Source organism: Massilia antarctica (assembly GCF_015689335.1).
Taxonomy (GTDB): domain Bacteria; phylum Pseudomonadota; class Gammaproteobacteria; order Burkholderiales; family Burkholderiaceae_D; genus Telluria_A; species Telluria_A antarctica.
In genome coordinates this window covers 3,473,560-3,486,702 of the sequence record NZ_CP065053.1, presented here as the reverse complement: position 1 = coordinate 3,486,702, position 13,143 = coordinate 3,473,560, and the positions used below count along the sequence as shown (strand labels likewise).

Here is a 13,143-nt window from a genome sequence, read left to right as displayed (position 1 = left end):
TCAGGTCACCGGTGCAGGATTGAAAAGGGTCAGGGCATTGTGCAGCTTCCAGTGTTCGGCCCAGGTCTTGCTGCCGCTGGCGACATCGAGCATCAGCTTGAACAGCTCCCAGCCGACGTCTTCGATGCTCGCTTCGCCACTGGCGATGCGGCCCGCGTTCACGTCCATCAGGTCGTGCCAGCGGCGCGCCAGGTCGTTGCGCGTGGCGACCTTGATCACCGGGCATTCGGCCAGGCCGTATGGCGTGCCGCGGCCCGTGGTGAACACGTGGATATTCATCCCCGCCGCCAGCTGCAATGTACCGCAGATGAAGTCACTGGCGGGGGTGGCTGCGTAGATCAGCCCCTTCTGTTTGAGTTTCTCGCCGGGCGAGAGCACGCCGGTGATCGCGGACGATCCCGACTTGACGATCGATCCCATCGCCTTTTCGACGATGTTCGACAGCCCGCCCTTTTTGTTACCCGGCGTGGTGTTGGCGCTGCGGTCGACGCCGCCGCGCGTCAGGTAAGCGTCGTACCAGGCCATTTCGCGGATCATCGCTTGGGCCACGTCCGCGTTGGCGGCGCGCGACGTCAGTTGGTCGATCCCGTCGCGCACTTCCGTCACTTCCGAAAACATCACGGTGGCGCCGGCGCGCACCAGCAGATCGGTCGCGTAGCCCACCGCCGGATTGGCCGTCACGCCGGAAAACGCATCGCTGCCGCCGCACTGCACGCCTACCACCAGGTCGGACGCGGGGCAGGTTTCGCGCTGGCGCGCATTCAGTGCCTGCAGTTGCACATCGGCGGTGCGCATGATCGAATCGATCATCGACTGAAAGCCGACGTGGCCCTCGTCCTGCAGGCACACCTGCGCGGGTTCGGCGCCGCTCAGGATCGGGATCGAGCCTTTCGGGAACAGGCGCGCCGGCTGCAGCTTTTCGCAGCCCAGGCTGACCACCATCGCCTGGCCGCCGAAGTTCGGGTTCTGGGTGATGTTGCGCAAGGTGCGGATCGGGATCTCGGCGCCCGGCGCATCGATCGCCACGCCGCAGCCGTAGCTATGTTCGAGGCCGACCACGTCGTCCACGTTCGGGTAGCGCGGCAGCAGTTCGCTCTTGATGCGCTTGACCGCATGTTCGACCACGCCGGAAACGCATTGCACGGTGGTGGTGATGGCCAGGATATTGCGCGTGCCGACCGAACCATCTGCGTTCTTGAAGCCCTGGAAGGTATAGCCCTCCAGCGGCGCCATGACGGGCGCGGCGCGGGTGGCGATCGGCAGCCCTTCGAGCTCGCGCGCGGCCGGCATGCGCAGCACCGCTTCGGAAATCCAGCTGCCCCTGGGCAGTGCGCGCGCGGCGAAACCGATGGTCACGTTGTAGCGGATCACCGCATCGCCTTCGGCAAAATCGGCCAGGGCTACTTTATGACCCTGCGGCACGGTGTCGACTAGCACCAGCCCATCGGGAAACACCGTCCCCGCCGGCAAGCCGCCGTCGTTGACCACGATGGCGACATTGTCGCCCGCGTGCATGCGGATATGGAGCGGTGTTTTTTCCGGAATCGTCATTTTGATAGCCTTGTCTGCCCGCACCCGCATGCGCGCCCAGGAAATGCGGGCGCCCTTGCGGTCGGATTTGCTAAGTATGCCAGCAAACTTTAAAATCGGCTAGTCCAATTCAAGTTATTGGTCTGACCAATTTAACTTTTCCGCTAAAACCGGCCAGGGCGGTCCGGCCGCGTTCCACGCTTGGCCGCAGAGGGGCTTGAGCCGATATAATTGCTGCCTGATTTGCAACAAGGCAGACACAATGACTCAAGCATTTTCCGGCATGCCCAAGGCGCTCGGCCACATCCGCGTACTTGACCTCTCGCGCGTGCTGGCCGGTCCCTGGTGCTCCCAGAACCTGGCCGATCTCGGCGCCGATGTAATCAAGATCGAACGACCCGGCGTGGGTGACGACACGCGCGCCTGGGGTCCGCCGTACGCGCGCGACGCCGACGGCAACAACACCAGCGAGGCGGCCTACTTCCTGACCGCGAACCGCGGCAAGCGTTCCGTCACGGTCGATATTGCCACTCCAGAGGGCCAGGCGATCATTCGCGATCTCGCGCGCGAGGCCGACGTGGTGCTGGAAAATTACAAGGTCGGCCAGCTGAAACGCTATGGCCTCGATTACGACAGCCTGAAAGAGATCAAGCCGGACCTGGTGTACTGCTCGGTGACCGGGTTTGGCCAGGACGGGCCGTATGCGCACCGCGCCGGCTACGACTTCCTGATCCAGGGCATGGGTGGGCTGATGTCGGTAACGGGTGAGCGCGACGACTTGCCCGGGGGCGGCCCGCAAAAGGCTGGCGTGGCGCTGACCGATCTGATGACCGGCATGTACGCCACCGTGGCGGTGCTGGCCGCGCTCACGCACCGCGACCGCACGGGCCAGGGCCAGTACATCGACATGGCGCTGCTCGACACGCAGGTGGCCATGCTGGCCAATGTGGGCAGCAATTACCTCAACAGCGGCAAGGCGCCCAAACGCTGGGGCAATGCGCACGCCAACATCGTGCCGTATCAGACGTTTGCGTGCGCGGACGGGCATATCATCGTCGCGACGGGGAACGATGGGCAGTATCAAAAGTTCGTGGAAGCGGGCGGACGGCCGGACCTCGGGGCGGACCCGCGCTTCACCACCAATCCGCTGCGCGTGCAGCACCGCGATGTGCTGGTGCCGCTGCTGGCGGAGATGGTGAAGACGCGCACGCGCGACGAGTGGATTGCGCAGCTCGAAGCAGTCGGCGTGCCGTGCGGGCCGATCAACGATATCGGTGAAGTGTTCGAGAACGCGCAGGTGAAGGCGCGCGGCGTGGCGATCGAGATGGATCATCCGGCGGCGGGCAAGGTGAAGCTGGTGCGCAGCCCGATGAAGATGTCGCTCACGCCGGCGCAGGCCGATTTGCCGCCGCCGATGCTGGGGCAGCATACAGATGAAGTGCTGCGCGATCTGCTGGGACGGAGCGATGAAGAGATTGCGGCGCTGAGGGCCAAAGGCGCGATTTAATTACCTGCGATAGTTCAAACTTGACCTGACAACCGCAGTCAGATGAGTTGGAGCTATCGTCGGCCCCTATCGACCAGAAGCGGTCAGACAAATGGCCGCGACGCCTATATTCCATACGCCATTTCGCATCAAATGAAAGCCAGCATGACTTCTGACGATGGCATCTTGAGAGTTGTGGATGACGCTTTTGGTGATGTCGCCCGTCCAGAACATTTCACTGTAGCTGATGGTGATCCGGAGTGCATGGATCACGATCGGCTTCTGCATTCGCGCACAACGAAGACGTTGACGATCGAAGATGTTGGACACATTGGATACGATCCGCTTGTTGAGTGTTTTCCGCAAGGACTTGCGTACTTTTTCCCGGCGTTGGCTAGATTCGCGTTAGCCGATTCTCGTCCTCACGATTGGTATGCGTTTCAGCTGGCGCTTCACCTTACGCGAGATGGTACCGCCAATCGTTTTCTGAATTTCTGCACAGATTCGCAGAAGGCGGCTGTGTTCGCGGTATTCGCCCATATTCAAACGACTTGGGCGGAAAAGATTGAGTCGGAATGCTGCGCCGAGGAGATCGAGAATTGTGTGGCGCTATGGCGCGACTAAGCTAAGCCTCTGCGGCCGACGAAAATGATTGTCGGCTTTGGGGGCGGAAGCTGTCGCTCACCATATGCCCCTCGTCGGATCAAGTGTGAGGTACCACAAAAATCCCCCCAACCGGCGATCCCGCACAGGGAACGACACGCTTACCCGGCTTTCAAACTGAGCGCCTCAATCGGCGCCAGCCCGCGCAAGCGCAGCGCAATCGCCAGCGCCAAGCCGAGCGCCAGCGCCAGCAGGCCCACCACCCCGTTCCACCCGGCCGCGCTCCACACCAAGCCGGACACCGATCCAATCACGCTCGACCCGATATAGTAAAAGAACAGGTACATGGCCGACGCCAGCGCTTGCGGCGCCCTGGCCCGCCGTCCCACCCAGCTGCTGGTCACCGAGTGCGTGCCGAAAAAACCGAACGTGAACAAGCTCATACCCGCCAAAATCAGCACCAGATGATTCGACAGGGTGAGCACCAGCCCGGCCAGCATGATCGTCATCACCATCCACAACACGTTACGGCGCCCGATGCGATCGGCCAACCGGCCCGCCCATACGGAGCTGAACATCCCGATCAAATACAACACCGACAGCGCGCCGACCGCGCTCTGGCTCAGGTTGAACGGCGCGGCCAGCATGCGGTAGCCGATGTAGTTATACAGGCTCACGAACACGCCCATCACCAGGAAGCCAAGTGCGAACAGCCACGGCATGCCATCGTCGCGCAAGTGGGTGCGGGCGCCGTCGAGCAAACCGCGCAGCCCGGGTTTGCCGCCCCTGAAATTGGTGGACTCCGGCAGGCTGCGCGCGAACTCCCACGCGGCATACAGGCCGGCGGCGCCCATCAAGCCCAGCGCCAGGCGCCATGAATAATGGTCGCTCGCCACGGAGGCGATCACCCTCCCCGCCATGCCACCGAGCGCAGTGCCGCTGATGTAGAGGCCCATCGACAGGCCGAGCGACGGCCCCTCGATTTCTTCGCTCAGGTAAGCCATGGCGACGGCCGGCATGCCTCCCAGCGAAAACCCGAGCAAGGCGCGCAGCACCAGCAACTGGGCGAAGTTCTGGGCAACGGCGGTGAGCACCGTGAAACCGGCGGCGCCCACCAGCGCGAACGTCATCAGCTTTTTGCGGCCGATGCGGTCCGACAGCGCGCCGCTGATCACCAGCGACACCGCCAGCGCCAACGTGGCAATCGACAGCGACCAGCTGCTCTGGGCGGGTGTGAGCGCAAACTGGTGCGCCAGCAGAGGCATCAGCGGCTGCACCGAATACAACAGCGCGAAGGCGGAAAAGCCGCCGCACAGCATGGCGCGGTTGATGCGTTTGAAGGCGGACGAAGCGGCGGCAACGGCACTGGAAGACATGATGGGCAACCCAAGTTGAATAAACTGCTGTCATCTTAGGTTTGCGCTTTTATACTGTCCAATATATATTTAAGTCGTTTCTCATACATTAAATCGATTACAACCATGGAACTTCGCCAGCTCCGCTACTTCATCGCCGTGGCCGAGGAACTGCATTTCACGCGCGCGGCCGAGCGCCTGCACATCGGCCAGCCGCCACTCAGCCACGCCATCCAGATGCTGGAAGCGGACGTCGGCGCGCAGCTGTTCGAGCGCACCAAGCGCTGGGTCAGGCTGACCGAAGCCGGCCGCCTGTTCCTTGACGATGCGCGCCGCATCGTCGCCTTGGCCGAGCAGGCCGCGGCCACCGCGCGCCGGGCCGAGCGCGGCGAGGCGGGCGAACTGCGCGTCGGGTTCACGTTCTCGACCCCGCTCACGCCTTTGTTTGCGCATGTGATCAATCGCTACCGTCAGCAGTATCCGGCGGTGACCTTGACCTTGCACGAGATGGCCACCGTGCCGCAGCTCGATGCGCTGGCCCGGCGCGAACTCGATCTGGGATTCGTGCGCCCGCCCGAGGACGGACTGCCCGAGAATATCGGCTTGACCGCGCTGCGCGAAGACCCGCTGGTGGCGGTGCTGCCGACCGGCCTGGCCCTGGCGCGCAAGAAGGCGATCGCGATCCGCGAGATGGCCGGGCTGCCGTTCGTAATGTATCCGCACAGCGCGGGGACCGGGATTTATCCGCAGATCTTCAGGCTGTGCCGGGATGCGGGGTTCGTGCCGAGGGTGGAACAGACGGCGGGGGAAGCGTCGACCATTATCGGGCTGGTGGCGGCGGGGTGCGGGGTGTCGGTGCTGCCTGGGTCGTTCGAGAGGATCAGGATGGATGGGGTGTGTTACCGGCCCTTGCTCGATGCGGCGGCGACGACGACCTTGCTGCTGGCGCAGCGAAAGGGCGAGCACGCGCCGCTGGTGCAGGCGTTTTTGGCGTTGGCGACAGAGGCGGCGCTTTGAACCGTCGTTCCGCTAGCGCCGTCGTCTCTGGCATTGCCAGAACCGACTTCCCGCGCAGGTCCCAGTTTCTATGGAACTCCTCAAATCTCTTGGAACTGTGCAAAGTGCGAGGGCGCTTCCAAATGGCGCTAACCTAAGCTCCGTCATTCCCGCGCGGGAATCCATAGCACATTCGTATATCGACGGTGCTATGGGCTCCCGCCTGCGCGGGAGCGACGGTTTCGAGGTTTGTAGTCGCAAAGCTGCTCAAATTAGCGGCAAAGACTAGTTCCTAGAGAGGCGGGAACCCCAAGTTCTCAGCGTAGTCGTGAGGTGAGCAACGGACTTGGGTTCCCGCCTGCGCGGGAACGACGGTCTACAAGCTAACGGTACTAGTTATCCCGGGCTCGAGCCTTACCTATTCCCGGGCTCGGGCCTTAGCTATTCCCGGGATCGGGCGTCAGCTATTCCCGGGATCGAGCCTTAGCCATAATCCGCATCGAGCTCCGACCCCGCGTAATTCTCGAACTCGGCAAACAAGGTCTTCATCGCCGTGCGCGTGCGGATTTTCTGGATCACGGTGCAGTTGGTGCGATACGACGCAATCCGCTCCGCGATCACCGGCTGGTGCTGCGCCGGCACCTGCTTCATCAGCGCCGCCCAGCCCTCCTCGTAATCGGGCTTGTTCTTGCGTACCGATTTCACCAGCCGCTCGAAATCGGCCTGCCCCGTGCGCGCCACGATCCGCCCGCCGCCTTCGATCGCGAAAATGATCGCTACCGCAATCACCCCTTCCGCGTTCAGATCGGCGTCGTTGATCGGTCCCGCGTAATGGTGGCGCCGCAGCCAGCCGGCCGCGCGCACGATCGCTTGCACCGCCTTGCGCTGCTTGTACTGCACTTCGAACTTCTCGTACCCGGACCAGTTCTGGTGCGGGTCGGCGCTGCAGATGTCGACGAACAAATCCTTCATGCGCCGCTGCGCGTACACCGGGTCCTGGTCGTACTCGCCCACCAGCGAATCTTCCGGCAGGGCGGCCAGGTCGCGCACCATGCGAAAGCCCGCCTGGAATGCATGCTCGGCCCCGTGCTCGATCAGGAAGTCGAGCGCCGCTTCGTCGCCTTCGTGCATCAGCTCATGCTCGAGCCCCAGCGACACGCAGCCCACCGTCAGCAGCAAGGCCTTCTGGATGCCTTCGGCGGTGCGGTCGTTGGTGAATTTCTCGGCCACCATGGCGGTGATGCCGGCCAGTTCATCGGCCAGGATCACCGACTCGTCGCCGATCTCGCGCGCCGACAGGCAGCGGATCGCCCGCACCAGCCGCGGCAGGCGTTCGACGACGATGGCGGGCAGCGTGTTTTGCGCCCCCTCCATCACGAGAAGATTCCCGTGCCGATGCTCTTGCGCGCGCCGCGCTTGGGCACATTGCTGCGCGACGAGGGCACCTGCTTGCGCAAGCGGTACAGCAATTCCTTGGTCGAACGCTGCAGGAATTTCTGCTCTTCGTCCGGGTCGTCGTTGTACTCGGTGTCGGCGATATCGCCGCTGTGGCGGAAGTCCGGGAACAGCTCGAACAAGGCACGGTCCCAGCCATCTTCGCTGGCCTTGGCCAGTTCGATCGCCAACGGCGCCACGTCGCTGTCGGACGAGGTCTGGCTGGTGATGTAAGGGCCCTTGGCCAGCACTTCACCGGCCAGTTCCAGCATTTCCTTGGGCGCCATCGAGAACAGGATCGCGAACACGGTCGCGCCGTGGTCGGTGGCCGAGGCTTCTGCCAGCAGTTCGGCGCGCCGCTCCGGATCGTCGGCCGAAAACACGATGCCGTGCACGTGCGCGAACAGGGTTTCGGCGACCCGTTCAGGGTCGTCTTCGATCATGTCGTCCGACCAGGTCGCGGCGAAAAACGCCAGGCTGTCGGCCCAGGCCTTGGGCGGCACCAGCAAGGTGGCCAGCGAGGTTTTGCCGCCGTCGAAACCGGACAAATGCAGGGCCGTGACCTGGGGCGCCAAGGTCGCGAGCACCTCGACCACGGCCAGGTCGCCATGCTGCTCGACCGCCTCGGAAAACGCTTGCTCGGCATGCGACAGCGAACCGGCCAGCACCAGTTCGCTGATCTGTTTCGATAATGCGGGCAGATTGCTTTGTTCGCTCATGCTCAATCTCCTTCCTTGTCGAACATCTGGGCGAAGTCGTCGGTGACGCCGTCGTCTTCGTCGTCGTAGCGGTCGTCGCCGTCATCGTCGCGCGAAAGCTGTTCGAGCGATTCGTCGTCTTCGTCCCACAGGCGCGGGTGCTTGAACAGGAATGCGGTGATGATGGCCTGGCGCGCCAGTTCCGGATGGTTGCCGGTCATGGCGCTGTACATGGCTTCGGCATCGCCTTCGCAGGCGGCCATGGCGAATACCTTTTCCGGGCTGCCGCCCTCATACTCTCCCGCTTCCACCAGCAAGCCCTTGGGATTGCTGAAGGTGATGTGATCGACCAGCGCGAAGCTCATCATGTTGACGTCTTCGATGCCGCCGCCGCCGGCGTATTCGCTCACGAGCGCACTGAGCATCATGTCGTAGTTCTTGCGGTTCGGCGGGTCGCCCAAAATGCCGTCGATCTGGCCGCCAAGCTCGCGCGACTGGTAGGCAAATTCGGGATGTACTTTTCTCATTTTCTGATCCTGTTGTGGTGCGTATGACTGCTGATGTGCTGCGCGCGGATGTGGGCGCGGATAGGGGAGCGGCGCTTACGCCGGCAAGGCCACGCCGTTCAGGCTGAACAGCGAACGCCACAAGGCAAATGCCTCTTCTTCCGCATCGATGATGATGCGGTGGTTGACGCTCTGGTTGTATTCCTCGCGCTTGGCCGGGTCGGACAGGATTTCGTAAGCCTTGGTGATGCTCTTGAAACGCACTTCCGCGCCGGGGGCGTCGTTGCGGTCCGGATGGAAACGCATCGCCAAGGAGCGGTACACCTTCTTGATCTCGTCGTCGCTCGCATTCGGCGCCACGCCGAGGGTGGTGTATAAATTGTCCACGAGAAACTCCTGCTGCCGAAACTATAAAGCGAGATTATCCTATAGAACGGCGTCGGCCGGGCGGATGGGCGGTGCGCGGCCTGGCGCCGGGCAAGCGCGGACAACACGGACAAACCACCTTGCGGTATTGTGCACGCGCACATTGCCGCAATCTGACCACACACATTGCGTTAAAATGACACAACCTTATCATTCGCAAAGCATCTCTCCATGAGCAACGAAAAAAACCCTGCGGCGCCGGCTGCGAATGCCCCGTCGCCGAACTTCCTGCGTGCCATCGTCGAGAACGACCTGGCCGCCGGCACCCATGCCCGCCCGGGCTTGCCGCCGGTAATCACCCGCTTTCCGCCCGAGCCGAACGGCTACCTGCACATCGGCCACGCCAAATCGATCTGCGTGAACTTCGGCCTGGCGCGCGACTACCAGGGCCGCTGCAACCTGCGCTTCGACGACACCAATCCGGCCAAGGAAGAACAGGAATACGTCGACACCATCATCGACAGCGTCAAATGGCTCGGTTTCAGCTGGGAACAGAGCGGCGAAAGCCACCTGTACTACGCGAGCGATTATTTCGAGCGCCTGTACCTGATGGCCGAATACCTGATCACAGCCGGCTACGCCTACGTGGATAGCCAGAGCGCCGACGATATCAAGAAAAACCGCGGCAATTTCGGCACGCCAGGCGTCAATTCGCCGTTCCGCGACCGTACGCCGGACGAATCGCTGGCGATGTTCCGCGACATGAAGGCGGGCAAGTACAAGGACGGCGAACACATCCTGCGCATCAAGATGGCGGCCGATTCGATGGCCTCGCCCAATATGACCAACCGCGATGCGGCCATCTACCGGATCCGCCATGCGCACCACCACCGCACGGGCGATACCTGGTGCATCTATCCGATGTACGACTTCACACATCCGATTTCAGACGCGCTGGAAAACATCACCCATTCGGTCTGCACCCTGGAATTCCAGGACCACCGCCCGTTCTACGACTGGCTGCTGGCCACCCTGGCCGAAGGCGGCTTCTTCACGCAGCCGGTGCCGCGCCAGTACGAATTCGCGCGCCTGAACCTGACCTACGTCGTCACCAGCAAGCGCAAGCTGCGCGAGATGGTCGATGAAGGCATCGTGACCGGCTGGGACGATCCGCGCATGCCGACCATCGTCGGCCTGCGCCGGCGCGGCTACACGCCGGAAGCGATCCAGCTGTTCTGCGAGCGCATCGGCGTGTCCAAGGCCGACGGCTGGATCGACATGAGCACCCTGGAAGGCTGCCTGCGCGACGACCTCGACCCGAAAGCGCCGCGCGCCACCGCCGTGCTGCGCCCGCTGAAATTGATCATCGACAATTTCCCGGAAGGAGAGTCGGTCGAATGCAGCTCGCCCGTGCATCCGCACTTCCCGGAACGCGGCGTGCGCACCTTCCCGATCACGCGCGAACTGTGGATCGAACAGGATGACTTCATGGAAGTGCCGAGCAAGGGTTACTTCCGGTACTTCCCGCCGATCGGCGATACTCCCGGCAGCCGGGTGCGCCTGCGCCACGGCTACGTGACCGAGTGCACCGGCTACGACAAGGATGCCGACGGCAACGTTACCGCCGTGCACGTGAAGTATTTCGAAGACAGCAAATCGGGTACCGAAGGCTCGAACACCTACAAGGTCAAAGGCAACATTCACTGGGTCAGCGCCGCCACCGCTCTGGAAGCCGAAGTGCGCCTGTACGACCGCCTGTTCACCGAGCCGCAGCCCGATGCGGGCGGACGCGACTGGAAGCCCTTCCTCAATCCGAACGCGCTGGAAGTGGTCACCGCCTACCTGGAACCGGGCATGAGTGCCGCCGAAGCGGACCAGCGCTTCCAGTTCGAACGCCACGGCTACTTCGTCGCCGACCGGGTCGACTCCACGCCAGGCAAGCCGGTATTTAACAGAGTGACCACGCTGAAAGATAGCTGGGTTAAATAAACGTTGCCGAAATGCGACATTTTTGTGCCTCGAATCCTGCCCCGGTCACCGCTGCGGCGGGGTTTTTCCTATATTCAGAATTTTCCCATCCCCCTACCTATCAGGGTCACTAGGTATTCTGACAACTTACTTCCGGTTAATGTAGAGCAAACAATGCATCGCCATTTGCGGCTACCGAGAGGAATGCAACGCGCAATGCTTACTTTGAAGACAACTATAAAAACATTCTCTACGGCACGTCCTGCCCTGTGGGTTGGCCTGCCCTTCTCGCTGGCGGTCGGCATGGTGCTTTACTTTGCGACCGCCAATTCTATTGAAGCGGACTCGCGCACCCGCTTCGCCGGCCTCGCGCAAAACGCCCGCAATACCATCAGCGCCCGCATTAAGTCGTACACCCACGTGCTGCGCGGCACCGTCAGCCTGTTCCAGATCAGCGAGCCGCTCACGCGCCGCCAGTTCCATGGCTACGTCAAGGGCTTGCACGTCACCCAAAACTTCCCCGCCATCGAAAACATCAATTACGCCCAACTGGTGCGCGACAGCGAGCGCGAGGCCTTCCTGCAGCGCATGCACGACGAGCGCAGCGCCGACGGCCTGTCCCCGCAAGAGTTTTCGATCAAGCCGCCCGGGCGCCGTCCGCTCTACACCGTGGTCGCCTTTACCGAGCCGGAACAACCGTGGGCCGCCACGCTCGGCTACGATCTGCTCGCCAATCCCCTGGTGCACGACACCCTGGCCAGCATGCGCGATACCGGCAAGCTGATCCCCTCTGGCATGCCGGTCTCGTTTATTTCGGGACCGAATCGCACCGGCCTGGCGATGCGGCTGCCGGTGTACAAGCCGCATGCCCCCACCGATACGCTCGAGGAGCGCCGCGCAGCCTACATCGGCACGGTCGGGATCGCGTTCAGCGTACAAAAGCTGGTGCAGGGCGTGATCGATGAGATTCCCATCAAGAACGTGCGCATGACCCTGGTCGATAACGCGATCGGGGTCGACATGCGGCGCGGGCGGGTCCTGTTCGACAGCCATCCGGCCGATGACAACCCGCTGCTGCCCTTCCTGGCGCCGCCGAGCCGCTTCAGCAGCACCCTGCCGATCGACTTCAACGGCCGTCCATGGGATGCGACCTTCAAGGTCGAGGCGAGCGACATGTACACCGCCTTCGAGGAATTCGCGCCATGGCTGGCCTTGATGGCCGGCTCGATCAGCTCGATGCTGCTGTACGCGCTGTTCCACACCCTGACCTCGTCGCGCCGGCGCGCCATCAAGATGGCCAAGGGCATGACGCGCGAACTGCGCGACAGCCAGGCCAAGCTGCAACTGTCGCACCAGAACCTGCGCCGCCTGGCGGCCCACGCCGACCAGATCAAGGAAGGCGAACGCAAGCGCATCGCGCGCGAAATCCATGACGATCTCGGGCAAAACCTGCTGGCGCTGCGCATCGAGGCGGACATGCTCAGTTCGCGCACGCGCGAGCGCCACCCGCGCCTGCACGCGCGCGCGCGCTCGACCTTGCAGCAGATCGACGCCACCATCAAGAGCGTGCGCCAGATCATCAACGACTTGCGTCCGAACGTGCTGGACCTGGGCTTGTCGGCCGCGGTCGAGTGGCAGATTGCCGAATTCAAGCGCCGCACCGGCATCGCCTGCGAACTGATCGACGAGCCGAAGGAAGTCGCCCTCAGCGACCACGCCGCCACGGCGTTTTTCCGCATCTTGCAGGAATCGCTGAGCAACATCGTGCGCCATGCGCAGGCCACCAGGGTCAGGGTCGAGCTCAAGCTCAACGGCAATCGCCTGTCGATGACGGTCAGCGATAACGGCATCGGCCTGCAGGCCGGCGAACAGGGCAAAGTCGGTTCCTTCGGCCTGGTCGGCATCGAAGAACGGATCAGCATCCTGGGCGGCTCGTTTTCCATTTCCAGCCCCGCCGGCAACGGCACCACCGTGTGCGTCAGCGTGCCCCTGCATAACGAAGCTTCGCGTGGCGGCCCGTCCGACAACCCGCACGGCAAAAACGAGTCGCATGCGGCACTTGTCTGAGGCCCCCTGGCATTGTCCTAAACAGAACCCTGCCGAATGACCTGCGGCACAGTCGGCGCATCCTCAGTGCATTAGGAGTTGCCTGAAATAATGATTGATCCAAGTCAACAAGCTGAATGTGGGCCGGCGCAACA

At 62.8% G+C, this 13,143-nt stretch carries 11 protein-coding genes; 5 read left to right on the top strand and 6 right to left on the bottom strand.

The genetic code is table 11. The annotated features are described in order from the left end of the window. The gene (gene garD, locus IV454_RS15685; RefSeq protein WP_206092186.1) at positions 1-1,551 is read right to left on the bottom strand and encodes a galactarate dehydratase; all 1,551 of its coding nucleotides are present in this window, start codon (positions 1,549-1,551) and stop codon (positions 1-3) included. Between the two features lie 241 nt (positions 1,552-1,792). Between garD and IV454_RS15680 the strand changes: the two genes are divergently transcribed. Both IV454_RS15680 and IV454_RS15675 read left to right on the top strand, forming a co-directional pair. Then, on the top strand, positions 1,793-3,037 hold the full coding sequence (locus IV454_RS15680) for a CaiB/BaiF CoA transferase family protein (RefSeq protein ID WP_229522270.1): 1,245 nt from the start codon (positions 1,793-1,795) through the stop codon (positions 3,035-3,037). Positions 3,038-3,181: 144 nt separating this feature from the next. Continuing rightward, positions 3,182-3,640: a hypothetical protein gene (locus IV454_RS15675; RefSeq protein ID WP_206092185.1), complete on the top strand. Its 459-nt coding sequence runs from the start codon at positions 3,182-3,184 to the stop codon at positions 3,638-3,640. Between the two features lie 140 nt (positions 3,641-3,780). On the opposite strand, the gene IV454_RS15670 is transcribed toward IV454_RS15675, so the two are convergent. Further along, positions 3,781-4,995 carry an MFS transporter gene (locus tag IV454_RS15670; protein WP_206092184.1) on the bottom strand — a complete coding sequence of 405 codons (1,215 nt, stop codon included), beginning with the start codon at positions 4,993-4,995 and terminating at the stop codon, positions 3,781-3,783. A gap of 105 nt (positions 4,996-5,100) precedes the next feature. Between IV454_RS15670 and IV454_RS15665 the strand changes: the two genes are divergently transcribed. Beyond that, positions 5,101-5,991, top strand: coding sequence for a LysR family transcriptional regulator (locus IV454_RS15665; RefSeq protein WP_206092183.1), 891 nt, complete (start codon positions 5,101-5,103; stop codon positions 5,989-5,991). Between the two features lie 462 nt (positions 5,992-6,453). Here the strand turns inward: IV454_RS15665 and IV454_RS15660 are convergent, their stop codons facing one another. From IV454_RS15660 to IV454_RS15645, 4 genes are all read right to left on the bottom strand, one after another. Next, a complete protein-coding gene (locus IV454_RS15660) occupies positions 6,454-7,344 on the bottom strand; it encodes a hypothetical protein (RefSeq protein ID WP_206092182.1) in 891 nt (296 codons plus the stop codon). Further along, the gene (locus IV454_RS15655; RefSeq protein ID WP_206092181.1) at positions 7,344-8,123 is read right to left on the bottom strand and encodes a hypothetical protein; all 780 of its coding nucleotides are present in this window, start codon (positions 8,121-8,123) and stop codon (positions 7,344-7,346) included. Before IV454_RS15655 ends, IV454_RS15660 begins: the two co-directional genes overlap by 1 nt. Before the next feature lie 2 nt (positions 8,124-8,125). Next, complete coding sequence (locus tag IV454_RS15650; protein ID WP_206092180.1) at positions 8,126-8,629, bottom strand: hypothetical protein; 504 nt, start codon at positions 8,627-8,629, stop codon at positions 8,126-8,128. Positions 8,630-8,704: 75 nt separating this feature from the next. Then, positions 8,705-8,995: a DnaJ domain-containing protein gene (locus tag IV454_RS15645; protein WP_054266817.1), complete on the bottom strand. Its 291-nt coding sequence runs from the start codon at positions 8,993-8,995 to the stop codon at positions 8,705-8,707. A 210-nt stretch (positions 8,996-9,205) separates the two neighbouring features. On the opposite strand from IV454_RS15645, the gene IV454_RS15640 reads away from it, so the two are divergent. Further along, positions 9,206-10,963 (top strand): glutamine--tRNA ligase/YqeY domain fusion protein, encoded by a 1,758-nt coding sequence (locus IV454_RS15640; protein ID WP_206092179.1) that lies wholly within the window; start codon positions 9,206-9,208, stop codon positions 10,961-10,963. A gap of 282 nt (positions 10,964-11,245) precedes the next feature. Further along, positions 11,246-13,009: a sensor histidine kinase gene (locus tag IV454_RS15635; protein ID WP_229522269.1), complete on the top strand. Its 1,764-nt coding sequence runs from the start codon at positions 11,246-11,248 to the stop codon at positions 13,007-13,009. Positions 13,010-13,143: the final 134 nt, after the last annotated feature.